Raw genomic sequence first — 24,375 nt, 5'->3', positions numbered from 1 at the left:
CTAATATGAGCAAATTTGTACGAGCAGATGGCAGAGTTATCTATCCTCAAACCAGTCTCACGAGAGAACAAAAACAAGTTATAGGGTTACTTTCGATAGGTACTTTCTTAGAATTTTTTGACTTTATGTTATATGTTCATATGGCAGTACTTCTTAATGAGATTTTTTTTGAAACCACTGATTCTCATACAACCTATTTAATCACATCTTTTGCCTTCTGCTCTACATTTGTTTTTCGGCCGGTTGGTGCGTTAATATTTGGTTGGTTGGGCGATAATATAGGACGTAAGCCTACTGTTATCATCACAACTTTTATGATGGCTGCATCATGTCTTGTCATGGCTAATCTCCCTACCTATGCTCAAATAGGGGTTACTGCTTCTTGGATAGTAACCATCTGTCGTATCATACAAGGTATATCTTCTATGGGAGAGGTGACAGGGGCAGAACTTTATATAACTGAAACGATTAACCCACCAGCCCAATATGCAAGTGTGGAATTAATAGTAGCTTTTTCTGCCTTAGGAGGTATGGCTGCTTTAGGTATGGCAACACTCGTTACTTCTTATGGTTTTAACTGGCGTGTAGCATTTTGGCTAGGTGCAATAGTGGCATTAATTGGTTCTATTGCTAGAACAACACTTAGAGAAACACCAGAATTTGCTGATGCCAAACGTCAACTAAAAAAAGTTTTTGCAAAAACTAATACAGATACGAATACATTAGAAAAAAATCCTATTTGGAAAGAAAAGGTTAGTAAGAAAACATTTATAGCCCTCTTTTTATTAAAATGTGCTTTACCGGTAAGTTTTTATTTTATTTATGTACATTGTGGCACTATTCTTAGGACTAACTTTGGTTATACATCATCTGAAGTTATTCACCATAATTTTATTGTTTCTATAGTACAATTTTTAGGTTTGTTGCTATTAACATATATAAGTTATAAGGTGTACCCATTATTAATTCTTAAAATTAAGCTGGTAATATTTTCTATTTTTGTTTTATTTTATCCATATTTGCTGAATAATCTTCATTCTCCATTTGAGTTACTTTTAATTCAGTCCTTTGTTGTTTTATTTTGGCATGATGATGGTCCTGCTATTCCCATTTTTTTTGCAAATTTTCCAGTGTTCAAACGTTTCACTAGTGTTAGTTTTATTTATGCTCTGTCACGTGCAATGGTTTATGGTATTAGTGCTTTTGGATTCACTTATCTTATTGGATACTTTGGAAATTGGGGGTTATTGATTATTATGATCCCTATAAATATAGGATTCGCATACGGTCTATTACATTTTGAAAAGTTGGAGAAGGAGAGAGAAAATTATTTTCAACCAAAAATTGATTTGGCAACAAAGGTTAGGTAATAATAGGTAAATATTGATAACATAAAGTAAAGGTTTAAATACTAATATGAGCAAATTTGTACGAGCAGATGGCAGGGTTATCCATCCCTAAACCAGTCTAACGAGAGAACAAAAAGAAGCCGTTGGATTGCTGTCAATAGGAACATTCTTAGAGTATTTTGATCTGATGCTTTATGTACATATGGCTGTATTGTTGAATGATCTGTTTTTTCCTAAAACTGATCCTGATACGGCAGCGTTTGTATCTGCTGCTGCTTTTTGTTCTACCTATCTATTTAGACCTCTTGGTGCTTTTATTTTTGGTTGGTTGGGCGATCATATAGGGCGAAAATCTACGGTTATCATCACCACCGTGTTAATGTCGCTCTCTTGTGTAATTATGGCTAGTATACCAACTTATGAGGAAATTGGGATTAGGGCTGTTTGGATAGTTACAGCATGTAGAATATTGCAGGGTATTAGCTCAATGGGAGAAAAAGTAGGAGCTAGTATTTATGTTACTGAGATAACCAAACCACCAATACAATATCCAGCTGTAACCTTAATTGGGTGTTTATCTACTGCAGGAGGAACTTTTGCTTTAGCTATTGCGTCACTTGTAACTTCGCATGGTTTTAATTGGCGTGTGGCATTTTGGATCGGTGCTGGTATAGCAATGATTGGTGTTCTTGCAAGAACAGCTCTTCGAGAAACCCCGGAATTTGCGGATGCCAAACGTCAAATAAAATATATTTTAGAAAAAAATAAATTAGATGGTTCTTTAAAAACTAATACTCTTGTACAAGAAAGAGTTAACATACGAACTGCTCTTGCTAATTTTTTTACACTATGTGGATGGCCAATATGTTTTTATTTTTCTTATATGACATTGTGGTAATATTTTAAAAAATTCTTTTCACTATAGTGCTGAACAAGTTATTCATCAAAATTTTATTGTTTCCATAGTCGGATTAATTTGCTACTTTATATTAGTGTATTTAAGTTACATAATATATCCATTAATAATTCTTAGAGTTAAATTAATAATATTCTCTATAGCAATATTAATATCTCCTTATTTATTAAATAATATTACAAGCCCTTTCGTGCTACTATTAATTCAATTGATACCTATAGTATTTGGGCCTTCTCAAACACCAGCGATGGCAATATTTTTTAAACATTTTCCAGTCTTTAAACGCTTTACTTACGCCAACGTAACCTATGCTATAGCACATACTTCTATGTATATTGTTACATCTTTTGGCACTGTGTATCTTGTAAAGACTTTTGGTAATTATGGGTTATTAGTTATAATGATACCATTAATTGTAGGGTACACTTTTGGTCTGCATCATTTTGAAAAATTGGAAGAAGAGGCTGGAAATTATCCATAGACAACAACGAATATAAATCCAAAGTTGAAGGGTATGTAACTGTCGAGTATTTAGAACATAATTCCATAAGTTGATATTTTATTTCTGACAATCCTAAATATGTAGAGAGAACTAAAAATTCTTGTATGGTTTCCTCAATAATCTTCCTAGCTTTTTCAGGTGATTTAACTCCTAGAGTTTGCAAGTTATGAACTCGGTCAAATAATTTAATCAATGCCACATCATATTTTTCTTGTTGAAGTAATATATCTAATGTTTCCGCCGAGCTAATCTTGTCGTGAGGCTTGTTCCTGCTTAAGTCTTCTACTTGACTAGCAACTTGCTCCCCAAAAATATAAGCAATCATCTTTTCGGTAAGTTCTGTATCCTCGATGGTATCATGCAGTATGCTGGTAACAATAATGTCAGTGCGGAAAAGATAATCAGAAATCATATAAGCCACCTCTAGTGGATGGGAGTAATAAGGCTCACCAGACTGCCTCATTTGGCTGCCATGATATTTCTTGGCGTAATAAATAGCCTTTCTAACCTCATCAATATCTATTGGCCTATTTACTTCCTCATTCATCTTACGTAATTTATCCAGTAACCTAGTAGCATATTGACAAGGTGCATACTTTGAGTTGTCCCAATAATTGATTTCTTCTTCTTCCATAAAAAAACCATACTCTATATTTTAAATATATAAGTTAAACTAAAAATTAGAATATTACTAGGAATTTATTATATTTTTTTGAAAAAGATGAATATTGTATAAACTATAAGTGACTAGACAAATATTATCAGCTTTTTAGGATAAACAAAAAAAAATGTAGAAAACATTTTGAAAAATAATAATATTATGCTACTATGTTATAATACTAGACAACTAATGCGATTTTTAGATTATAGAAATGTCAAAAGATAATTTAGATACTGGAGAAATACCGATAGTAAATTTGTTGAAACAGAAGAAGAAAGAGAAAAACGACTGGATCGTGAAGAATCAGCTAGGAAACTAAAGGCAATTCTCTTTGTATTTATACCTCTTTTAGTTGCTTTCCTAACCTTCACTTATTTCTTTCTTAATTCAATAGAAGAAAAAAGTAAACTACTAAAAGAACAAACAAGTCAAAATATATCAACACCAAATAGCTCAGCAAAATAGGTGGATTTGGCTAAAAAAATTAGTTTATTGGTTGAAAGGCATAACATAAGGCTGTTTTAAGAAGTGATACAGTTGTTATATGGATTTAAAATTTGTTACTTTAGAAATGCTTTAAATCAGATGGTATTTTTAGGAAAAAAGTAAAAATTGCAAAGTTACCAAGAACGCTAACTATTCCATAGATGATCCATCCATAGAACGTTCTAGTCTAGTTTTAGGGTATGATGGTTAGTAATATGTAAGATTAAACTCCGGGCTGTTGAAAAAGTCATAAGAAGGAGTGGAAGAAAGTTAAGATAAGAAATAAGATGTATTTTTATGCTTAAATGCAGGTGTAAAGATGCAGGGTTATAAATCTGATCAAGAAGGTGTGAGCTGTGATAGAGTTAGCTTAAGGTGCATGATACCTGATGATCATTTATTAGTGAGAATTCATGAAAGTAAAGAATTAGATAGTACTAGGGAGTTTGCTACTTATGCAGGACTTACACCTAAACATAGAGTATTTGGAAAAGTGCTATATCAAAGATTGGTTCAGCTAAACTACGTAAAGCACTATACTTTCCTGCTATAGTAGCTAAAAATCATAACCCTATATTTAAACAATTTACCCAAAAGCTATCTAGTAAGGGTAAACCTACTAAGGTTATTATTGTTGCTATTATGCGTAAATTATTACATATTGTCTTTGGAATAATTAAAAATAATTCTATCTTTAATCCTATTTTAGCCCTTGACTCTTAAGACAGTATCAGAACCCACCGTCAAGTTAACTTGAATTTAACAAAAAATGAGTATTTTGTGAACGATACTATGCTGCTTACAGACCGAAAATTTTGTTAAAATTGGCGTTTTTCAGTTAACTTGACGGTATCGTTAAAACTTATATTATATTTTTATATGTTTCTTTGTAAAAAAATATTATAAAAATAGCTAAAATAGCTAGGAAGGTTAAATAATAAGACATCGCTAATCTATCTCCTGTAACCTGATATATCCAAGCACCAATCATAGGGACTGTCCCTCCAAATATTGCTGCACTTATGTTGCATGATAGTGCTACTCCTGTAAAACGAACACTAGTTGGAAATAGTTCCACTAGAATCGTTGGTATTGCACCCATATGAAATGCTACTATTACAGCAAATAAAATTTGTGCTGTAGTTGCAAGATAATAAGATTTAGTATTTATCATGAGAAAAATTGGGTAGGTGAGTATTATAAGTGCTAGGCAACTAAAAAGAATTACAGGTTTGCGTCCTATCTTATCTGAGATGTAGGCAGTAATAGGAAAAGTAATGATCATGGTAACTAAAGTTAAGCTTCCTAATGTTGAGCATTCAGTTTGGCTATATCCAAGGGACAACATGTAGTTTGGAATGAAAATAGTTGCAGCATAGAAAGGTGCTGTAACATTAATATAAAGACCTATTGCTAACCAAAGTTTTTTCTTATAGTTTAATAGTAGTTCTCGCAAAGGGTATTGTAAGACTAGTCCACAATCTCTTACCTTGGCATATATTGGGGTTTCTGAAATGCTATTTCTTATGTACATTCCTATCATACCAACAAAAAAACTACTAATAAAAGGTAATCGCCACCCAAAAGACCATAAATCTTCTTTTGATAACAAGGAACTGAGTAAATAAGCAATTATTATCCCTAACAACATTCCTAAGCATTGACTAATATATACAATACTTCCAATTATACCCCTGTTATTTGCTGGTGCATGTTCTGTAAGGTAAATAACGCAACCACTAAATTCCCCACCTAATGAAAATCCCTGAACTAACCGTACTATAGTTAAAATTATTGGAGCAACTAAACCAATTGAATTATAACTAGGTAGTAATCCTATTATGGTAGTGGGAACTACCATTGTCAAAATACCTATAACCAAGGAAATACGTCTCCCAAATTTGTCACCAATATTACCAAAAATAATTCCTCAAAGCGGTCTTACCACAAACCCAGCTGCAAATATTGCAAAAGTCAGTATTTCACTAATAGAACTATCTGGCAAAAATTTTTGTTTTAGTATATAAGCAAACTGAGCATATAAAATAAAATCATACCATTCCAATGCGTTGCCAATCATACAGGTTAAAACAATTTTTTTCATAGAAACTTATTTTTTAGACACAAGAATAATACTAATTTGGAATGTAATGTAGGAAACCACTATTAATTGCTTTTTCTATAAGTTGAGATTTATTACTGCACCCTAACTTTAATTTGATTATCGCAAAGTATGATTCCACAGTACGTACTGACAGGTTTAATATAGTGGCGATTTCTTTCATGGATTTACCACGTAACAATAAGAATACACATTCTTGTTGTTTTTTGCTTAAAGGAAGAGGAGAATGCTCCTGATTTAAAATATAAATTATAGGTTTATCCTGCGAATTTATAAATTTTTTATCAAATTGATTTAATGCTAGATACCAATTAAACATATTAGTGTTAGATATGTCCATAACTTGACCAAATATCCCAGTGATTTTCCCATCTTCTTGTTGTATGGGGATCTTATGACTCATTAAGGTTTTCCAGCCAGATGAATAATTGCAAATATATACGCTTAATATTGCCTTAGCAGTCTCGATAACTTTCTGATCAAGGGTTATAAATTGCTCAGCTGCTTTTACGGCTTCACAAGGTATGTCAAAATCTGTTAAATCAACGCAGTGGTCTGGACTCTTCCAACCCAGTAGTAGAGCATAATCTTTACTAATAACGGAATACTTAGAATTGATGTCTTTAGCGATAACAAAGCTAGGTACATTTACTATAGAAGCAAATTCAGATTTTAAATCGTTTTGTTTACTACAAATTATTGATGTATTTTGTACTGAGCTTTTATCTTGGACAGGCTTCAACATAATTTGTTACACGAATATTTTGTTGTTATAATTAGCTGGACACTTAGTTGGACACCTCTACACTATAAACTATTTTTTCAATATTACCATTATATCCTAGTTCTCCTATAATAATCTTGGAGGCTTTACATACCATATTTTCTTTGAAAGAGACTGCTACTCTCTTTGCAGTATCCTGTAATTCAAGCCTTGGTGGGTATTGGTAAAACAACGTCATATGAGGATTATATAACTCCAAAACTCCACTAACGCCATAATTATCGACTTGTTCACGTTGAACATTTGACATATCTTTATAAACATCTTTAGAGCGAGCTAACGGATGTTTGTGGAAAGGGCTAGCTAAATGAACGATTGATGCGTGTAATTCCTGAAGATATTTAGTTTTTTCTGCCCCTAAGTCTATCCACCTATCTGCAGTAGAGTAAATATTACTAAAGTTTAAGGTAAAAGGTTGGAGTTTTAGTCCTTTAATTTTGTCATATATTTGTTGTAAATCTTTTGTTTCATATGCTCCGTGATATAAGGTAACATGCCAATAATTTTTAACATTAGTTAAATGACTTAATATTTTTGCAATATCCTGATTTAGTTTCTCAGCTACTCTTACACATTTTTCTTCTAGTAATATAACAATCCCATATTCTTTTATATTATTATTTTTTCCTGCTGCTAATGTTCCACTACTATAAGCAAGTACAAGCCAAACTATAACAAAAAAGAAGAATGACTTTTTAATTAAACTCCTAACAGTTGCATATGACATAGAGCATTTTCTTAAATCCTGTACTTGAAATTCCATAATTATACCTCAAAATTATTTTTTAATTATCGGATGACTAACTTTATACATAAATAATATGTAAAAAATCAACTCAAATCAATACCGTAAAAAATACTGTAGTAATTAATACATCAGTATATAACTCCACAGTAAAAAATCAGACTATTATTTACCGTGAAATTATGATTATAAAGTTATAATAATATTTTTTCTAATATTAAGTAAAGTAATAAATAGGATTTACTAAATGATTAAAATAAATATTTATAGTAGCAATCAATCAGCCGACCTTATCTAGGCTTACAACAGGCTATGCGGACAAACATAACATTAGCAAATAAAGGAAGTAGAACATGAATTACCAAATATTAGCCTTGGTCATTGGAGTATTTAGCCTAATCATCGGACAGATATTATTAATACTACTCTCGGTCAAATGGCTTAATCAAATCAGATCAACCTGTAGTGACATCAAGGTTATTTGCAATAATTTTTCTAACGTCTACATCAAAGCACAAGATGAAATAGTAGCTCTATATCAAAAGAGTACAGAGCTAGCTAATAGTACAGTTAAGAAAGAACATCATATATTACATGCTACCTTTCAGTTAGAAGACATAAATGTCAATCTTAAAACACTACTTGACGAGTGTAAAGTATTTACTAGCTCTAGCAATACTACGCCACAGACCAAGGAACAAAAATAATTAACATTAACTAACTAACCCCAGTTGATTCTGTCACATCTGTAAATCGTGGTCTAGCGAGAATCGTAAAACCTCAGATTTTGGACATTATGATGCCATGAGCATAACAAAATTTTCAAAAGTAGAAAAATTATTATTAGCTCCAGTAATTTGTCTTTTTTGAATCATACGAATATTTTCTATATCAGTGATAGTAACCGCAGCAGAACAAAAAATTTTAAACCAAGCATTGGTTTAGCTCGTTTCTTGATAAAGCGGTGGTCTTATTCAACTATATTATTCAGATATACTCTTCTGCTCCTACGAATTGTTTTTTGAAAATATCATGGATTTGCATGCGTAACTATACCATATGTACGCTACGCCTTCTCACCATTCATTTTCAAATCCAATTCTTCAAATCATTTGAGTATAGTTGCAAGAATGGAAGATATAAAAGATTAGAGAAATTAAGATTGATCAATAAATATGGACTTTACTCCTAAATAGTAAACCTATATGTATACAAGATATTTCAAATTAAACTTAAATCACAAGCAAACAGCTTTCTTATGGGGAGCTAGAAAAGTAGGAAAATCAACTTACTTAAAAAACCTATACCCTAATTCAATATATTATGATCTATTAAAAACTGACTTATATTTTAAGTATCTAAAACAACCATCAAATTTTAGAGAAGAAGTATTAGCACTACACTCAGCTAAGCTTGATCTTCCTATAATAGTAGATGAAATACAAAAAGTACCAGCGTTACTTGATGAAATACATTGGCTCATAGAAAATACGGATAGTTATTTTATTTTATGTGGTTCAAGTAGTAGAAAATTAAGAGCATATGGTACAAATTTATTAGGCGGTAGAGCAATAAAATATAATTTTTTTCCATTAGTATACCCTGAGGTGAAGGAGGATTTTGATCTTTTAAAAATATTTAATAATGGCTTAATTCCATCGCATTTTATCAGTAATAATCCTCGTAAATTACTAAAAGCATATGTTGAGGATTATTTAACTAATGAGATTCGGGCTGAGGGACTGGTAAGAAATATTACAGCGTTTAGTAGATTTATAGATAGCACGGCTTTCTCCTCTGGCGAACTAGTGAATTATTCTAACATAGCTCGCGACTCATCTTCGAGACAAAAAAGTGCTTAAAACGTCTAAAGAATCAGGTTTGCAGTGGTTTTGGCATGAAGTTTGTAGTCATGTAAACATCACTTTTCTACTTGACATACTAAAAATTAGTCAACATAATGCTTCTTATGTGTATTACCATTGTTTTGTTTCAAATAAAAACTCTTGTCATTAAAGTACACTTTTATCAGTATTTCTTTATTATAAAATTCCATAGGTGAAAAAATAATGGTATGGATCTCCTGATATACAGAATGAAAAGCAGTTGCTAATCTTCTAAAGTTAATATTAAATATTAAAATAACAATCAGGATGCTAAGATGGAAGTTACCACAATTGGTATAGATATTGCAAAAAGAATTTTCCAAATTCATGGTGTAGATAAAAATGGTAAGACGGTATTAAAGAAAAAATTAATGAGAGATCAAGTTTTAACATTTATGGCTAATTTACCAAAATGTTTGGTAGGGATGGAAGCTTGCGGCGGAGCTAGTTACTGGGCAAGAGAAATAACTAAATTGGGGCATACAGTAAAACTAATGGCAGCACAATTTGTCAAACCGTATGTTAAAACTAATAAAAATGATCAAGCTGATGCAGAAGCTATATGTGAAGCGGTAACAAGACCAAATATGAGGTTTGTACCAATTAGAACTGTAGAACAACAAGATATTTTATCAATTCATCGAGTAAGAGAGAGATTGGTAAAAAATCGTACTGCCCTTGCTAATGAAATTAGGGGTCTACTACATGAATTTGGTTTTATTATTCCTCAAGGGATCAATAAGGTTATGACAAAATTAACCGAGATTTCAGATGAAGGAAATTTAAGCCAGCTGGGTTATCAAACATTTAGTGAACTGAAAGAGGAATTTTTGGATAATGACAAAAAAATAAAAGAGATAGAAAAAAGATTAAAAATAATAGCTAGCAACTTAACTCAATATCAACGATTAACAGCTATACCTGGTCTTGGTTTAATTACTGCTACTGCTTTAATAGCATCAATAGGTAATGCTACAAGTTTTGAGAATGGTAGGCAATTATCGGCATGGTTTGGATTAGTGCCAAGGCAGCATTCCAGTGGAGGGAAAGATAAGTTGCTTGGAATTAGCAAGCGAGGTGATGTTTACTTGCGTACTCTATTGATCCAAGGAGCTAGAGCTGTACTAAATGCCAAGATAAGATTTACATTGGAAGAACAAAAATCTAAAAAAGATTTTAGCAAATTTACGCAGTGGATGTTTAATTTATCTGAGCGAAATGGACATAATAAAACAGTAGTTGCTGTAGCTAATAAACTGGCAAGAGTGGTGTTTGCAGTACTAAGGTCAGGGGATGATTATGTAGAGAGTAAAGTTTGTAGCACAGAGCTATTATAATTAACATAAAATAAAATAAATAGTGGTTTATTAATTAATAGGTAAACAAAGAATATGTAAAAGATTCCAACCCGGAATATGCGTGAGATAATAATATTGATGGTAAATAAGACAAACCTTAGCTTACAAAGAAACTGATGACTACAATGGCTCTTTGAAGCCGATAAAATGATAAGTATATAGTAAATTTGTAAGCCAGCGAATTCCATCAGGTCTGTAGGATAAATTACACATAATTTATTAACTATAAGCCGGATACATGTATGCATTTGCATTTTTGCTATTAGATGTTATTTTTTTCTTGCATTTTACAGGAGGTTCATACATGTAGTCAGTAACGAGAATTTAATTCTACACTCCACTCGTCGCATAATACTCACGTTCTATAGCATAATTTCTGCTCATATTTATCTCGAAGATGAGTCGCGATTGTTCTATTGATGCTAAAACAGTTAAAGAATATTACCAAATATTGGTTGATAGTTTGGTAGGATATTTAGTTTATCCCTATCAAAAAAAAATTAGTAGAGAAATTATATCATCTAATCCTAAATTTTATTTTTTTGATGTAGGCGTTGCAAGTAGTATTAGCCAAAATCATTTTAATAATACCAAAGGATCAGAAGCAGGAAGGGCTTTAGAACATTACGTATTTACTGAGTTACAAGCATATATAAACCTAAATGATTTAGATCATCGTATAAATTATTGGCGTACTAAGACAGGCGTAGAAGTGGATTTTATAATTAGCACTATTACTGGTAAGCCATTACCAATTGAAGTAAAAATATCTTCGAATGTTCATAAAACTGAAATAAAAAGTATAAAATCTTTTATGGAAGAGCATCAAGTGGATCAAGGATATGTAGTTTGCTTAGAAGATAATTCAAGGAAAATATGCCTAGATAATCGAGAAATAAATATACTGCCAATAGAAGAGTTTTTAAAAAAATTATGGAATCATGAGATTTTTAAGTGAATATTTAAAATAATAACACTATTATTCATTAGAGTTATATAATTTCATTCCTTCATGTGTTGCTTCAAAACCAAGTCTTTCATAGAACTGTTTGGCTCTTGGACGTTTTTTATTAGTTGTAAGCTGAACAATCGAGACACCTTTTGTGATTTGCCATATTTCATGGCAATACTCATCATCCATTCACCAAAATGTTGTCCTCTATACTTTTCTGAGATACGAACAGCTTCAATTTGCATCCTAGTTGAACCTATGAAAGTTAGCGATGGCATGATAGTCAAATGGCAAGTGCCAACTATTTCTTTATTCATTTCAACTATCATCAAATATTGATTTGGATCACTATCTATACTTGTAGAACGCATCAATATAAGCTTGATCCAATTCTGCTGAAAACTGTTCTCTTGTTTGTCCAAGTTCATCTTCTAAAAGAAGGTTAACAATTGTTCTTAAATCAGCAATTGTGGCTTTGCGATGGGTAAGGTTTTGATTCATTGTAATCCTAGTTCACTCGATTAGTTTCAACTTGCTTCAATAACTCCTCAACTTTGTAAGCATTATCAAATCCGTGATCATAATGAAAACGAATTTCTGGTGAATATTTTAAATTAATTTTAGCAGTTATAAAGTTTCTTATAGCATATTTCGAATTATTTAAAGACTCAGTAAGTTGTATCTCATTAAAAGTAGTATTAAATGGTAAAAAGTAACAATCTGCTACTTTTAAATCAGAAGTAACTAAGACTTTAGTAATAGTTACTGGACAATTAATCAGACGTTCATCTAACATCTTACCACGCCTTAGTACTTCCACTAATGCTTCATTTATTAATATTGCCACTTTTTTTTGCCTTTGTGACCTATTTTGTGACTTGTCTTTATCAGAAAGTTTTTGCATTTACAATAATTGTTTTTTTTCTTCAATAATTTCGAAGACTTCTACTATATCACCTTCTTTTATATCATCATAATTTTCAAAAGCGATACCACATTCAAAATTCTCGTGAACTTCTTTGACATCATCTTTAAAACGTTTTAGAGTCTTAAGTTTTCCTTCGTGAATAACAATATTATCTCGTAACAAGCGAACTCCAACACCTCTTTTAATAGTACCCTTGGTAACATAACTACCTGCAACTTTACCAACTTTTGAGACAGTGAATAGCTGTCTAATCTCTGCTGTACCAATATATTGTTCACGAATAATTGGTGAAAGCATACCACTCATTATTGATTTAATATCATCTAACAAATTATAGATAATGGAATAATATCTAATATCCACTTTTTCTTTTTCTGCCATAGCTAAAGCATTATTATTAGTTCTAACGTTAAAACCAACAATAATAGCGTTGGATGCTTTAGCTAAAGTAACATCTGACTCCAATATTCCACCTACTGCATGATGTAAAATCTTTAAACGAACTTCATCATTTGGCAACTTTAATAGACTAGTGATAATTGCTTCAATTGAACCTTGCACATCACCTTTAACAATTATCGGTAACTCTTTTATCATACCGCTATTACCGGAGGCTTTTAGGAATAATTCTTCTAGAGTTGATCTTTGGGTAACAGAAATTTTCTTTTCTTTTGCAAGGCGTTCACGATACTCTACAATATCTCTAGCCTGCTTTTCATTCTGCACTACATTAAACTGATCTCCTGCTCGCGGAACTTCATTTAAACCATAAATCTCTACTGGTAAAGTTGGTTCTGCCTCGGTAAGATCTAATCCTTTATCATTATTCATCCTCTTAATTCTACCATATTTCGTTCCAGCAACTACTATATCTCCATTTCTTAGAATACCACGTTGTACCAATATAGTAGCAACCGCTCCTTTACCTTTATCAACTCTTGCCTCTATGACTACCCCAGCAGTGAGTCCGCTAAAGTTAGCCTTAAGATCCTGCATTTCTGCAACCAATAATATAGCCTCTTCTAACTTATCTAAATTAGTTTTCTTTAAAGCTGAAATTGGTACAATTATAGTATCACCTCCCAACTCTTCACTAACTAAATCATAAATTAATAGATCATTTTTAATTCGGTCAAGATTAATATCCGGTTTATCTATCTTATTTATTGCAACGATTATAGGAACATTTGCCGCTTTAGCGTGATTAATTGCTTCAATCGTTTGCGGCTTTATTCCATCATCTGCAGCAACTACTATAACCACTATATCTGTTACCTTTGCCCCTCTAGTTCTCATATCTGAAAACGCTTCATGTCCTGGAGTATCAATGAAAGTAATAGCCCTACCATCAGCCAAGGTAACTCGATAAGCACCAATATGCTGGGTAATCCCACCTGTTTCCTGACTTGCCAAATCAGTTGACTTTAAAGCATCAAGTAACGAAGTTTTACCGTGGTCGACATGTCCCATAATCGTTACAATAGGAGCCCTATGCTTTAAATCTTCTTCCTTATCAGCTTCACTAATCAATATATTTTCAACATCGGACTCTTGAACCCTTTTTACTGTATGCCCTAAGGTCGTAGCAACAAGCTCTGCTGTATCTGCATCAATTGTTTGGATGGTTGTAGCCATAATACCGAGCTTCATCAATTCTTTTATAACATCTGTGGCTCGCTCAGACATTTTATTGGCTAGATCTCCTACAGAAATAGCTTCCGGAATAATAACTTCCCTGTATACTTTATTTGGTGTTTGTTGCTCGGCTTTACGTTTTTCTTTTTCTCTAGCTCTTTTTATTGATGCAAGGCTTCTAGTTCTACCAGTATTATCGCTTCCATCTGCGTCAAGCATATTGAAGATATCTGCCTTTTTTAATTTTTTAGACTCCTCAACTTTAACCTTTGGTACTACTATTTTATTATCACCAGTCTTATCCACCCCAAAAACATCTTCAGGTGCAACGCCAAAATTACTCTGAGAATCAATCAGTGTTGATCTAACAAAAGACTTGGATGGGTTGTTATCCTGTGAAGATGTAGGTGCTAATGTAGTAGGTGGTATTTCAGAATCATTTTCGATATCTTGTAACTCATCCTGAACATTTTCTTCAATATCGTCTATATAGTCTTTTTTCACAGGTTGATTGATAGTTGCAAGTTTACTCAGAGTGCTAATCTTACTATCAGTACTCTGAGATTTTGCATCTTCTGCTGCTTTTTTTAAAATAGTTAAGCGTCTGTTAAATTCTTCTCCAGCAGTAGATTCGCCGCCTTGAGAAGTAGAACCACTAGACCAAAGTTTGTTAAAAGACAAAGTATTAGCTGGAGTGCTACTCTTCCTAACTTCTACAATTGTTTTTGCAGAACTAACAAAACCTCTAGTAACATTGGTGGGTTGGGTTGGCTTACTAAGCGATAGTTTAGGACCACCAAGTGTTAGTTTCTTTGGTTTAGGTTCTTGGTTATTCGTCATAAATATTAAACCTTTAAATAGCAATTATATTTGTGATAAAGTTTTTTAAATAATTTTGCTATGTGATTAATGATTAACAGATATACTCTTCTGCTTTAAAGAATTGGCTTCTGCAAATATTTGTGGGGAATAGTAAGGTACACTCACCCCTTGTTTGTTGTCTCCATTCTTCAAATCATTTGAGTATATCGAATAATTTACAAATTTCTAATTTATCATTAGACCTTTTGTAGAATTCACTTCTGTTAGGGAATTTGTAGGAGACACGAAACCTTGACCCGCAACGTACTCTAGAGTACGTGAGGAGCAGAGTACCGGTATCACACACAAATTACCAGTAGAAGTAGAATGATGCAAGAGGTCTATTAGATTTTCTCTTGCACTTGACTTGCATCTCATGCTTACACTATAATACCATTTTTTTTAAGGGAATTGTTAATTTTTTCTTTACCCAAAATTAAATTACCAAGTTTCTGTTATTAGAAATGGCTAATTTTGCTAGTAGTTCTTCAGTATATCAATAAAATTCTTAGCACTAATACTTAATGCTAAATTTTTTAAAATTTTCTTGCTTTGACTGACAACTAATTAAACATTTTAGATCCTCGTTTACGCACATGGCAACTTAAGTAGTTTAGGTAGCATCCCCACAACTGTTGAAAGTTAAAAAATGTCATCGCGAGGCGTCGATAGACGCCGTGGCGATCTCATGAAGTAAGCTCTTCTTCACAAGATTGCCACGTCGTCGCTTACAGCGACTCCTCGCAATGACGGTTTAGGGCTTACAAAGCTCATCGCGATGACGGCTTTTTAACTTTCAACAGTTGTGGTAGCATCCCCTGTCAGGATTGATACTGAGGTTGCTTAAATTTATTCATCTTCACGAGTACGAGCTGTACTAATCAATAATTCTATATCATCATCTACCATGTTAGAATTAGGCACTAATGATTTAAATTCATTAACTGTCAACTCTCCCAAATCTTCTATAGTCTTTACACCATACTCAGCTAATTTTAATATGAATTCTGGTTGTAAATCCAATACATCAATTAATTCTTGTTCAACACCTAAAGCTTCGAGTTTAATAATAATTTTTTCATTTTTAGCATTTACATAATTTATTGCTCGTTCTCTTATCTCAGTTGCTAATTCTTCTTCAAAGCCTTCAATATTCATTAAAGTTTCAATTTTACTGGAAGCTAACTGTTCTAGAGAGGTAAAACCTTGTGCAGATAACAGTTGTGCTATCACTTCTTCAACATCTAAGGTCTCCATAAATAACTCAGTAGCAGAGCAAAACTCATCATTTCTCCGTTTGGATTCTTGATCTTCCGTCATTACATTAATATTCCAGCCAGTAAGTTTAGAGGCTAAACGAACATTTTGACCTCTTCTACCAATTGCAAGACTCAAATTATCTTGAGACACAACTACATCAACTATATTCTTATCTTCATCAATAACAATTTTTGCAATTTCTGCAGGAGCAAGTGCATTCATAATAAATTGGGCAATATTCTTGCTCCATAATATTACATCTATTTTTTCGCCATTAAGTTCATTAGTAATAGCCTTAATCCTATTACCTCTAATTCCTACACATGAACCTATAGGATCAACACTGGAGTCAGAAGCAAAGACTGCAACTTTTGCCTTTGATCCAGGATCACGAGCTATAGCTCGCAATTCAATTATATTATCATAAATCTCTGGAATCTCTAATTCAAATAATTTTATTAGCATTTGGTCGTCAGTTCTAGATAGAAAAATTTGTGACCCTTTAGACGATAATCTTACGTCTTGTACATAAGCTTTAATACGATCATTAACCTTAAAGCTTTCTCCTCTAATGAGCTGCTCCTTTTTAATCATTGCTTCAGCACGACCACCAAGGTCAACTATGATATTATTAAACTCTACTCTCTTAACAGTGCCGTTTAAAATCTCACCTTTCTTATCTTTAAAATCTTCATATTGTTTTTCTCTTTCCGCTTCACCAACGCGTTGTATTATTATTTGCTTAGCTGCCTGAGCTGCAACACGTCCAAGATCAATAGGCGGTAAAAATTCATAAATCTCATCGCCAATTTTAGCATCGACTTTCTTTTCAACAGCATCCTTTAAAGAAATTTGAGTAAAATAATTCTCCACATCATCCACTACATCAAGGATTCTAAAAAGATTAATATTACCATTTTTCCTATCAATCTCAGCTTTTATATTATGTTCATTTCCATATTTTCTGCGTCCTGCAATCTGTACAGCCTGTTCCATTGCCGAAAGTAGTGCTTCCTTAGGAAGATTCTTTTCTCTAGCTACAGAATCTATGATCTGCAGAATTTCTATGTTACCAATATTAATCATAAATTCACTGCCTTTTAATGTTAAACTTCTTGCATCTACTTGCTACTGGTAATTTGTGCGTGATACCGGTACTCTGCTCCTCACGTACATTTGAGTACGCTGCGGGTCGAGATTCCCTGTCTCCTACAAATTTCTCAGCAAAAGCGAATTCTGCAGGAAGTCTATTTTCAAATCCAATTCTTCAAATCATTTGAGTATACTAGACTCGAATCCATAACGGAATTTGAGTACGCTGTGGGTCGAGGTTTTGATCCTCCTACAAATTCCCTAGCAGAAGCAAATTCTCCAAGAAGTCTATTTTTTATTCATTAAATTCCTAAACATTTCATCTGTTAATACCAAAGAGGCTTTTTTTATCATATCAAATGAAAACACTATGTCTTCACCATGGTTATTCAGATGAATTTTATTATCTTCAGCTTTAACTATCTTTCCCTGATATCGAGTTTGACCATTTAATAATTCTTTTAATTTTATGGTAGCCTCCCTACCGAGGAATCTAGTATAATCTTCAAATTTTATTAATGGGCGTTCAATACCTGCTGAAGAAACTTCTAAAAAATATTTATCACTAATTATATCTTCAACATCTAAAAGGGATGAGATAATTCTACTGCTATTCCGACAATCTATTATAGTAACCTTTTCACCATCCAACCTATCTATTAATATTTCAAGTACTTTATGGGTTGAACCCTTTAAAGTTACTTTTACTAAGTCGAAACCAACATCTTTCAGGTTATCTTGCACCGCATCAATAATTTGTTGCTCTATAGTTTGCATTACAACATAAATATTTAAAGATTTTAATAAAAAAGGTGGGGTTAACCCCACCTTTGTTTTTTCAACTTTATTTACAAAAATTTCAACCCGCAAAGCTAGAATACAATATTTTTATGATATTAGCAACAATTAAAAAAAATGTTATATTAGTTGTAATTTTACCATTAAAATAATAAAATTTGTCTGACTAAATCATAGTTATTTACAAAAATTTGTTACATTATGGTTTATCTTCTGCTATAAATACTCTAAAATAGAAATGTATTATGTTCAATGAACTCGACTACATAATAAAGAACATAATAAAGAACATAATGAATAATGAATAAAGAGTTTTGGTATTACTATGAAAAAATTAATAATGTTGCTTTGTGTCTCTTGTTTGTCTAGCACAGCCTTTAGCAGTTCTACTCCTTCAGCTGAAGCTGCTTCAGATACTGAAATAAAATTAGAAGGGTTTTTTGGTTTCCAAGCTGGTTATAGTACTCAAGGCAAATTGTCGTCAGAACAAAGTAAATATATTACTGATAATAAGAAAAAGCTTGGATTTTATAGTGAAGCAGCTTTCTCTGCCACTGCTAAGCAAGAATTTAATGATGTAATAGCTGGAGTTAAAATGGTTTTACTACCAACAACTAAACCAAAGGGTTCTGCAAGTGTCAATGGCTCTTTCATATTCTTAGAGACAGATTATGGTAAAGTAGAGCTAGGCTCTCCTTATGATGCTGCAAATAAGATGGGTATTAGTGGTGCTAAAGTTGCAGCAGCTAGTTGTGGTTTTGGTTGGAGTAAGTATGTATCACTAGACGATAGCAGTATGCAATATAAAGGTATGAAGCCACAATTTGAGGTAGTCCCACCCTCTGTCATAGACTCATTTACCAATGGCTTCGATGACATAAATAAAGGAACAGAGCCAGCTAGAAAAGTATCTTATTATACACCAGAGATGCAAGGCTTTCAGTTTGGTATTTCTTATATTCCTGATTCAGCAAATACTGGTGGTCATCGTAATATAAAAAATTTAGATAGTAAAACGGGTCGCAGTACATTAAAGACTGGTATAACTGAAGTAGAACTACCTGGTATAGATGGTGGTAAAGGTGATACAGTAATTTATAATTACAATGTCAAAGATGCGATTTCTGCAGGGATATCCTATAAGTATGAGATTTTAGATGATATGGCAGTAGAAGTTGGTGTTACAGGAGAACATGCCAAACCAGCTCGCAAACTTATAGTATTAGATCCTAATGGAAAGATACTATCTAGCAACAAGCTATCAGATCTAAACGCTTACAATTTAGGTGCAGTCTTAACTTATGGTAATATTTCTTGTGCTGGTTCTTATGGTAGTTTAGGTAAAAGTTTGACTTCAAAAACTTACCATAAAGTTGGTCGTGATACGAAATATTATAATGGTACAATTGCCTATGGGCAAGGTCCTATAAAAACAAGTCTTTCCTATTTTAAATCACTAAAGTATAAAAATACGGTGGATACAGTAAGCCTAGGTACTGAATATAAGATAACCCCAGGCTTGTTGCCTTATGCTGAAATCTCTTATTTCCAAGCTAAGGGTAAGCCAGTTTACCTTATTGAAGCTCCTAAGAAAAAAACCAAAGGTACAGTTGCTCTTATTGGTGCAAAGCTTAAATTTTAACCTTTAATAAGCCTTCGTTGTCATTCCTGCTTCAGTGCGGAATCTAAAAAAATGACCAAGATAAGTTGTGTTAAGTTATTTTAGGCTCTGCACCGAAGCAGGAGAATGACCATAGTACCCTACATTTTTTGTGTAATCGTCATCGCGACTCATCTTCGAGATAAATATGAGCAGAAATTATGCTATAGAACGTGAGTATTATACGACGAGTGGAGTGTAGAATTAAATTCTCGTTACTGACTACATGTATGAACCTCCTGTAAAATGCAAGAAAAAAATAACATCTAATAGCAAAAATGCAAATGCATACATGTATCCGGCTTATAGTTAATAAATTATGTGTAATTTATCCTACAGCCCTGATGGAATTCGCTGGCTTACAAATTTACTATATACTTATCATTTTATCGGCTTCAAAGAGCCATTGTAGTCATCAGTTTTTTTGTAAGCTAAGGTTTGTCTTATTTACCATCAATATTATTATCTCACGCATATTCCGGGTTGGAATCTCTTACATATTCTTTGTTTACCTATTAATTAATAAACCACTATTTATTTTATTTTATGTTAATTATAATAGCTCTGTGCTACAAACTTTACTCTCTACATAATCATCCCCTGACCTTAGTACTGCAAACACCACTCTTGCCAGTTTATTAGCTACAGCAACTACTGTTTTATTATGTCCATTTCGCTCAGATAAATTAAACATCCACTGCGTAAATTTGCTAAAATCTTTTTTAGATTTTTGTTCTTCCGATGTAAATCTTATCTTGGCATTTAGTACAGCTCTAGCTCCTTGGATCAATAGAGTACGCAAGTAAACATCACCTCGCTTGCTAATTCCAAGCAACTTATCTTTCCCTCCACTGGAATGCTGCCTTGGCACTAATCCAAGCCATGCCGATAATTGCCTACCATTCTCAAAACTTGTAGCATTACCTATTGATGCTATTAAAGCAGTAGCAGTAATTAAACCAAGACCAAGTATAGCTGTTAATCGTTGATATTGAGTTAAGTTGCTAGCTATTATTTTTAATCTTTTTTCTATCTCTTTTATTTTTTTGTCATTATCCAAAAATTCCTCTTTCAGTTCACTAAATGTTTGGTAACCTAGCTGACTCAAATTTCCTTCATCTAAAATCTCAGTTAATTTTGTTACAACCTTATTGATCCCTTGAGGAATAATAAAACCAAATTCATGTAATAATCCTCTAATTTCATTCGCAAGTGCCGTACGGTTTTTTACCAATCTCTCTCTTACCCGATGAATTGACAAAATATCTTGTTGTTCTACAGTTTTAATTGGTACAAACCTCATATTTGGTCTTGTTACTGCTTCACATATAGCTTCAGCGTCAGCTTGATCGTTTTTATTAGTTTTAACATACGGTTTGACAAATTGTGGAGCCATTAGTTTTACTATATGCCCCAATTTAGTTATTTCTCTTGCCCAGTAACTAGCTCCGCCGCAAGCTTCCATCCCTACCAAACATTTTGGTAAATTAGCCATAAATGTTAAAACTTGATCTCTCATTAATTTTTTCTTTAATACCGTCTTACCATTTTTATCTACACCATGAATTTGGAAAATTCTTTTTGCAATATCTATACCAATTGTGGTAACTTCCATCTTAGCCTCCTGATTGTTATTTTAATATTTAATATTAACTTTAGAAGATTAGCAACTGCTTTTCATTCTGTATATCAGGAGGTCCATACCATTATTTTATCATTTTGCAGATTTTGTCATTTGGGGCATCGTTAAATCAAATAAATTGAATAAATTTTGTTGAAACTCGCTTAATTTTGGTAATCTTATAACTTTGCAACCCTTGATTGTGTAATATAAAAAACATACTTTATCTAGCTCTCTTAATGCTTCCTCAATGGTCACATTATATTTACCATCCTTGGTTACGCCGCAACCTTGTTTCAACTTATTTTTCATATAGTGCCATATTTTTAATGCCAACATACAAACAAATACATGTCCCTTCGTTCTGTTGCTTTTCCTTAAAAAGATCGGTCTTACTTCGAGTAATCCTGTCTTCATACTGCTAAAATTCGATTCTACTTCATGTAAATTATGGTAAGCTTTATCAACCAATTCTTTACTCATCAGTTTAATTTCAATCTGTGTTTCAATCGCATAACAACCATCAAGAGCAAACAACTCTTTTTTCTTATCTTGATCAATTTCAACCACTATTTGGTTGCCATCTAATTTTAGGTTGATAAATTTATCTATCCGCCATTCTTTGGCAATTTTTTGAATATTATTTAAACCAAGTTCTGGCTTTGCTTTCTTATGGGTTGATACATATATATTACGCTCTTCAATCTTTGCAACCAATTTTTCAACTCGGGTATTCCTATCAAACTCAACTTTTCGGGCTATAGAACCATTTTTCCTTAAAATATATCTTTTACCATTACTGGTTACTTCGCATAGCTGTTCTTCAAAAAAACTATATTGCAAAACTCCGCTTTTCTCTAAGCTTTCAATATCAACTTTACTTAAGGTTGTAATATAGTCCCACCCTTCTTTGGTCAGGGCTTCTTTGCCTGTCCCCTTAATCATTCCTTTATCACCAACAAAGACTATATTCTTAATACCAAAATTAGATTTTACTAGTTCAATCTGCTCATAAATGGTAGAAGGATCAGCACTATTACCCTTAAAAACTCTAACAGCCAAAGGTTCGCCATGATCATCAGTTAATAGACCAATCACTATTTGCTTTTTACCCTTCTTTTTATCCCGATTGTACCCATATTCCGCAAGTTCATTCTCTGTTCCTTCGAAATAGCTGGAAGTGACGTCATATAAAAGCATAACAGGCGGCTTGTTATTTTTCTTTTGATAAGTTTTAAATAATTTTAATTCGATCTTTTCTTGGTTCTCTTCTAACCATTCTAGAGCCTGATATAAATGGGTTTCATCAAATGAATCGACAGATAATACATCAGATATCGCATGCGATTTCGCCCATTTCACGCTGGAAAGTCTAGACCCTTGGTGAGCAAAGCGTGCTAAAACCAAAAATAGACTCAATAAAGCTTCTTTGCTTCTAGTACCAAGAGCCTTAGTAATACCAATTTCATCAGCAATTCTTTTTAGTAGAAAAATAGTCCCAAAACTTTCACCAACCTCAGGAACACCATCTAAACCATCAAATTCACCTTTCAGCATCTTCTTAAAAGCCTCAATGCGTAAATCATCCCAGTTAGTTAAGTTAGCTAGGGTTTTATTTAATACTTTCCCGTCTTCGCGATAAGAGGTACGAAGCAATATTGCAGGACGAGAATTTCTATTTGGAACAGTTGTAATATACATGAAAGAGATTATATCTCTAAATTCCAGCATTGTCAAATAAAAAATATCATTTACATGACTACAAATCTTATAGCAAAATCCTTATAAACCTTACTTTCCTACCTCTTCAAACACTTCTCCCTCTCGAAGATAAGTCGCGATGCACCTATAGACACCGCAATCGTCTATTAGCGAGGAGCTGCGATAGCAGCGACGTGGCAATCTTTATGCAGTATTACGCCTCACTTCACTAGATCGCCACGGCACCTAAAGAGCCTTGCTATGACGATTACACACTAGTGATCTACGCAACAAATGTTTCGCAGGAATGACAGCTTTTTTACATAAGATATTTTTGTAATAATGCTTCTAAAATTGCCACGGTCTCGACATCTAATATTCCAGAAAAATTCTTTGGGCGGAAATGCATTTGGAACGATACTACAACATCCGTTGTCTGTTGATCAATTATTCCTGTCGGCTGCAACACATAACCATATTTGCTAAATTGTTCTTGGATTAACTTTACATTAGACAGATCTACCTTGGGCATTAGAGCATTAACAGTATCTTGATCATACCAAGCTCCGATATTATTATCATATAATTGTTTCCATGGAAATAGGGGACCTGGGTCTTGTTTCCTTCCCGGAGCAGCATCAGAATGACCAATTACACAAGTGGGGTTAATATCATAACGAGCTATAATATTCTGACAAAGCTCCATTACCGCTGTAATTTGGTCTTCGGGATAAGGATACCAATGAATATTTCCTTGAGAATCTTTAGTATCGCCAAGATTTACTATTTCAATACCTATAGAAGTATCATTGAGATTCTGACGCCCCTGCCAACCACTAACACCAACATCCCAAGCTCGTCTAGACTCTTCCACTAATTGGAATATATGATTCGGATTAGAGTCAGAAACTAGATAGTGTACACTAACTTTCGAACCTAGCAGGTCTCTTAGGGATCCTTCTAAGTTTTCGTTAGTGTAATGCAGTACCAAAAATCTAACTCTCTCATTAAAAGATGGGGCTCGGTAGGTTGTTCTATCAATTGTAATCATTTTTATA

The 24,375-nt window shown here is 33.0% G+C and carries 24 protein-coding genes and 1 pseudogene; 10 read left to right on the top strand and 15 right to left on the bottom strand.

Annotated elements, in window-relative coordinates; translation table 11 throughout:
* Window positions 1–5: 5 nt before the first annotated feature.
* Together AAHN03_RS00700 and AAHN03_RS00695 are read left to right on the top strand one after the other, a co-directional pair.
* Window positions 6–1,370, top strand: a complete 1,365-nt coding sequence (locus AAHN03_RS00700) for an MFS transporter (RefSeq protein WP_342278776.1) — start codon at window positions 6–8, stop codon at window positions 1,368–1,370.
* Window positions 1,371–1,497: 127 nt separating this feature from the next.
* Window positions 1,498–2,247 (top strand): MFS transporter, encoded by a 750-nt coding sequence (locus AAHN03_RS00695; RefSeq protein ID WP_342278775.1) that lies wholly within the window; start codon window positions 1,498–1,500, stop codon window positions 2,245–2,247.
* A 413-nt stretch (window positions 2,248–2,660) separates the two neighbouring features.
* Here AAHN03_RS00695 and AAHN03_RS00690 read toward each other — a convergent pair whose 3' ends face one another.
* Window positions 2,661–3,401 carry an HD domain-containing protein gene (locus AAHN03_RS00690; RefSeq protein WP_342278774.1) on the bottom strand — a complete coding sequence of 247 codons (741 nt, stop codon included), beginning with the start codon at window positions 3,399–3,401 and terminating at the stop codon, window positions 2,661–2,663.
* Between the two features lie 832 nt (window positions 3,402–4,233).
* Here AAHN03_RS00690 and AAHN03_RS00685 point away from each other — a divergent pair.
* Window positions 4,234–4,467, top strand: a complete 234-nt coding sequence (locus tag AAHN03_RS00685) for a hypothetical protein (protein ID WP_342278773.1) — start codon at window positions 4,234–4,236, stop codon at window positions 4,465–4,467.
* Window positions 4,398–4,637, top strand: a complete 240-nt coding sequence (locus AAHN03_RS07615; RefSeq protein WP_410521366.1) for a transposase — start codon at window positions 4,398–4,400, stop codon at window positions 4,635–4,637. The genes AAHN03_RS00685 and AAHN03_RS07615 overlap by 70 nt, the downstream gene beginning before the upstream one ends.
* Before the next feature lie 139 nt (window positions 4,638–4,776).
* On the opposite strand, the gene AAHN03_RS00680 is transcribed toward AAHN03_RS07615, so the two are convergent.
* From AAHN03_RS00680 to AAHN03_RS00665, 4 genes are all read right to left on the bottom strand, one after another.
* On the bottom strand, window positions 4,777–5,781 hold the full coding sequence (locus AAHN03_RS00680; protein ID WP_342278772.1) for an MFS transporter: 1,005 nt from the start codon (window positions 5,779–5,781) through the stop codon (window positions 4,777–4,779).
* A 63-nt stretch (window positions 5,782–5,844) separates the two neighbouring features.
* The gene (locus tag AAHN03_RS00675) at window positions 5,845–6,018 is read right to left on the bottom strand and encodes a hypothetical protein (RefSeq protein ID WP_342278771.1); all 174 of its coding nucleotides are present in this window, start codon (window positions 6,016–6,018) and stop codon (window positions 5,845–5,847) included.
* 31 nt (window positions 6,019–6,049) lie between these two features.
* The gene (locus tag AAHN03_RS00670; protein ID WP_342278770.1) at window positions 6,050–6,781 is read right to left on the bottom strand and encodes a LuxR C-terminal-related transcriptional regulator; all 732 of its coding nucleotides are present in this window, start codon (window positions 6,779–6,781) and stop codon (window positions 6,050–6,052) included.
* A 43-nt stretch (window positions 6,782–6,824) separates the two neighbouring features.
* Window positions 6,825–7,583, bottom strand: a complete 759-nt coding sequence (locus AAHN03_RS00665; RefSeq protein ID WP_342278769.1) for a hypothetical protein — start codon at window positions 7,581–7,583, stop codon at window positions 6,825–6,827.
* A gap of 335 nt (window positions 7,584–7,918) precedes the next feature.
* Here AAHN03_RS00665 and AAHN03_RS00660 point away from each other — a divergent pair, with 335 nt between their 5' ends.
* Window positions 7,919–8,272: a hypothetical protein gene (locus AAHN03_RS00660; RefSeq protein WP_341762149.1), complete on the top strand. Its 354-nt coding sequence runs from the start codon at window positions 7,919–7,921 to the stop codon at window positions 8,270–8,272.
* 87 nt (window positions 8,273–8,359) lie between these two features.
* On the opposite strand, the pseudogene AAHN03_RS00655 reads toward AAHN03_RS00660, so the two are convergent.
* Window positions 8,360–8,559, bottom strand: a pseudogene (locus AAHN03_RS00655) (DDE-type integrase/transposase/recombinase); the annotation flags it as partial.
* Between the two features lie 211 nt (window positions 8,560–8,770).
* Here AAHN03_RS00655 and AAHN03_RS00650 point away from each other — a divergent pair.
* The 4 genes from AAHN03_RS00650 (at window position 8,771) to AAHN03_RS00635 (ending at window position 11,767) form a co-directional block, all read left to right on the top strand.
* Entirely contained in the window at window positions 8,771–9,427 is a 657-nt protein-coding gene (locus tag AAHN03_RS00650; protein WP_342278768.1) for an AAA family ATPase, read from the top strand.
* A complete protein-coding gene (locus tag AAHN03_RS00645) occupies window positions 9,420–9,581 on the top strand; it encodes a hypothetical protein (RefSeq protein ID WP_341761148.1) in 162 nt (53 codons plus the stop codon). Before AAHN03_RS00650 ends, AAHN03_RS00645 begins: the two co-directional genes overlap by 8 nt.
* 145 nt (window positions 9,582–9,726) lie before the next feature.
* Window positions 9,727–10,788, top strand: a complete 1,062-nt coding sequence (locus AAHN03_RS00640; RefSeq protein ID WP_342278767.1) for an IS110 family transposase — start codon at window positions 9,727–9,729, stop codon at window positions 10,786–10,788.
* A gap of 418 nt (window positions 10,789–11,206) precedes the next feature.
* Window positions 11,207–11,767, top strand: coding sequence for a DUF4143 domain-containing protein (locus tag AAHN03_RS00635; protein ID WP_342278766.1), 561 nt, complete (start codon window positions 11,207–11,209; stop codon window positions 11,765–11,767).
* 44 nt (window positions 11,768–11,811) lie between these two features.
* On the opposite strand, the gene AAHN03_RS00630 is transcribed toward AAHN03_RS00635, so the two are convergent.
* The 6 genes from AAHN03_RS00630 to rimP form a co-directional block, all read right to left on the bottom strand.
* On the bottom strand, window positions 11,812–12,132 hold the full coding sequence (locus AAHN03_RS00630) for a GNAT family N-acetyltransferase (protein WP_342278765.1): 321 nt from the start codon (window positions 12,130–12,132) through the stop codon (window positions 11,812–11,814).
* Window positions 12,110–12,262 carry a hypothetical protein gene (locus tag AAHN03_RS00625; protein ID WP_342278764.1) on the bottom strand — a complete coding sequence of 51 codons (153 nt, stop codon included), beginning with the start codon at window positions 12,260–12,262 and terminating at the stop codon, window positions 12,110–12,112. Before AAHN03_RS00625 ends, AAHN03_RS00630 begins: the two co-directional genes overlap by 23 nt.
* 7 nt (window positions 12,263–12,269) lie before the next feature.
* A complete protein-coding gene (gene rbfA, locus AAHN03_RS00620; protein WP_341763196.1) occupies window positions 12,270–12,665 on the bottom strand; it encodes a 30S ribosome-binding factor RbfA in 396 nt (131 codons plus the stop codon).
* The gene (gene infB / locus AAHN03_RS00615) at window positions 12,666–15,164 is read right to left on the bottom strand and encodes a translation initiation factor IF-2 (protein ID WP_342278763.1); all 2,499 of its coding nucleotides are present in this window, start codon (window positions 15,162–15,164) and stop codon (window positions 12,666–12,668) included.
* A gap of 870 nt (window positions 15,165–16,034) precedes the next feature.
* Window positions 16,035–17,531, bottom strand: a complete 1,497-nt coding sequence (gene nusA, locus AAHN03_RS00610) for a transcription termination factor NusA (RefSeq protein ID WP_342278762.1) — start codon at window positions 17,529–17,531, stop codon at window positions 16,035–16,037.
* A 294-nt stretch (window positions 17,532–17,825) separates the two neighbouring features.
* On the bottom strand, window positions 17,826–18,314 hold the full coding sequence (rimP, locus tag AAHN03_RS00605) for a ribosome maturation factor RimP (protein ID WP_342279221.1): 489 nt from the start codon (window positions 18,312–18,314) through the stop codon (window positions 17,826–17,828).
* Window positions 18,315–18,660: 346 nt separating this feature from the next.
* Here rimP and AAHN03_RS00600 point away from each other — a divergent pair, with 346 nt between their 5' ends.
* Entirely contained in the window at window positions 18,661–19,977 is a 1,317-nt protein-coding gene (locus tag AAHN03_RS00600; RefSeq protein ID WP_342278761.1) for a porin, read from the top strand.
* Window positions 19,978–20,548: 571 nt separating this feature from the next.
* On the opposite strand, the gene AAHN03_RS00595 is transcribed toward AAHN03_RS00600, so the two are convergent.
* From AAHN03_RS00595 to AAHN03_RS00585, 3 genes are all read right to left on the bottom strand, one after another.
* Entirely contained in the window at window positions 20,549–21,610 is a 1,062-nt protein-coding gene (locus tag AAHN03_RS00595; RefSeq protein ID WP_342278589.1) for an IS110 family transposase, read from the bottom strand.
* A 99-nt stretch (window positions 21,611–21,709) separates the two neighbouring features.
* Complete coding sequence (locus tag AAHN03_RS00590) at window positions 21,710–23,317, bottom strand: IS1634 family transposase (RefSeq protein ID WP_342278647.1); 1,608 nt, start codon at window positions 23,315–23,317, stop codon at window positions 21,710–21,712.
* A gap of 319 nt (window positions 23,318–23,636) precedes the next feature.
* The gene (locus tag AAHN03_RS00585) at window positions 23,637–24,368 is read right to left on the bottom strand and encodes an N-acetylmuramoyl-L-alanine amidase (protein WP_342278760.1); all 732 of its coding nucleotides are present in this window, start codon (window positions 24,366–24,368) and stop codon (window positions 23,637–23,639) included.
* Between the last annotated feature and the right edge of the window lie 7 nt (window positions 24,369–24,375).

Source organism: Candidatus Tisiphia endosymbiont of Myopa tessellatipennis (assembly GCF_964031105.1).
Classification (GTDB): domain Bacteria; phylum Pseudomonadota; class Alphaproteobacteria; order Rickettsiales; family Rickettsiaceae; genus Tisiphia.
Note: the sequence above shows the minus strand (reverse complement) of the source record. Positions and strands in the feature narration are given on the sequence as shown.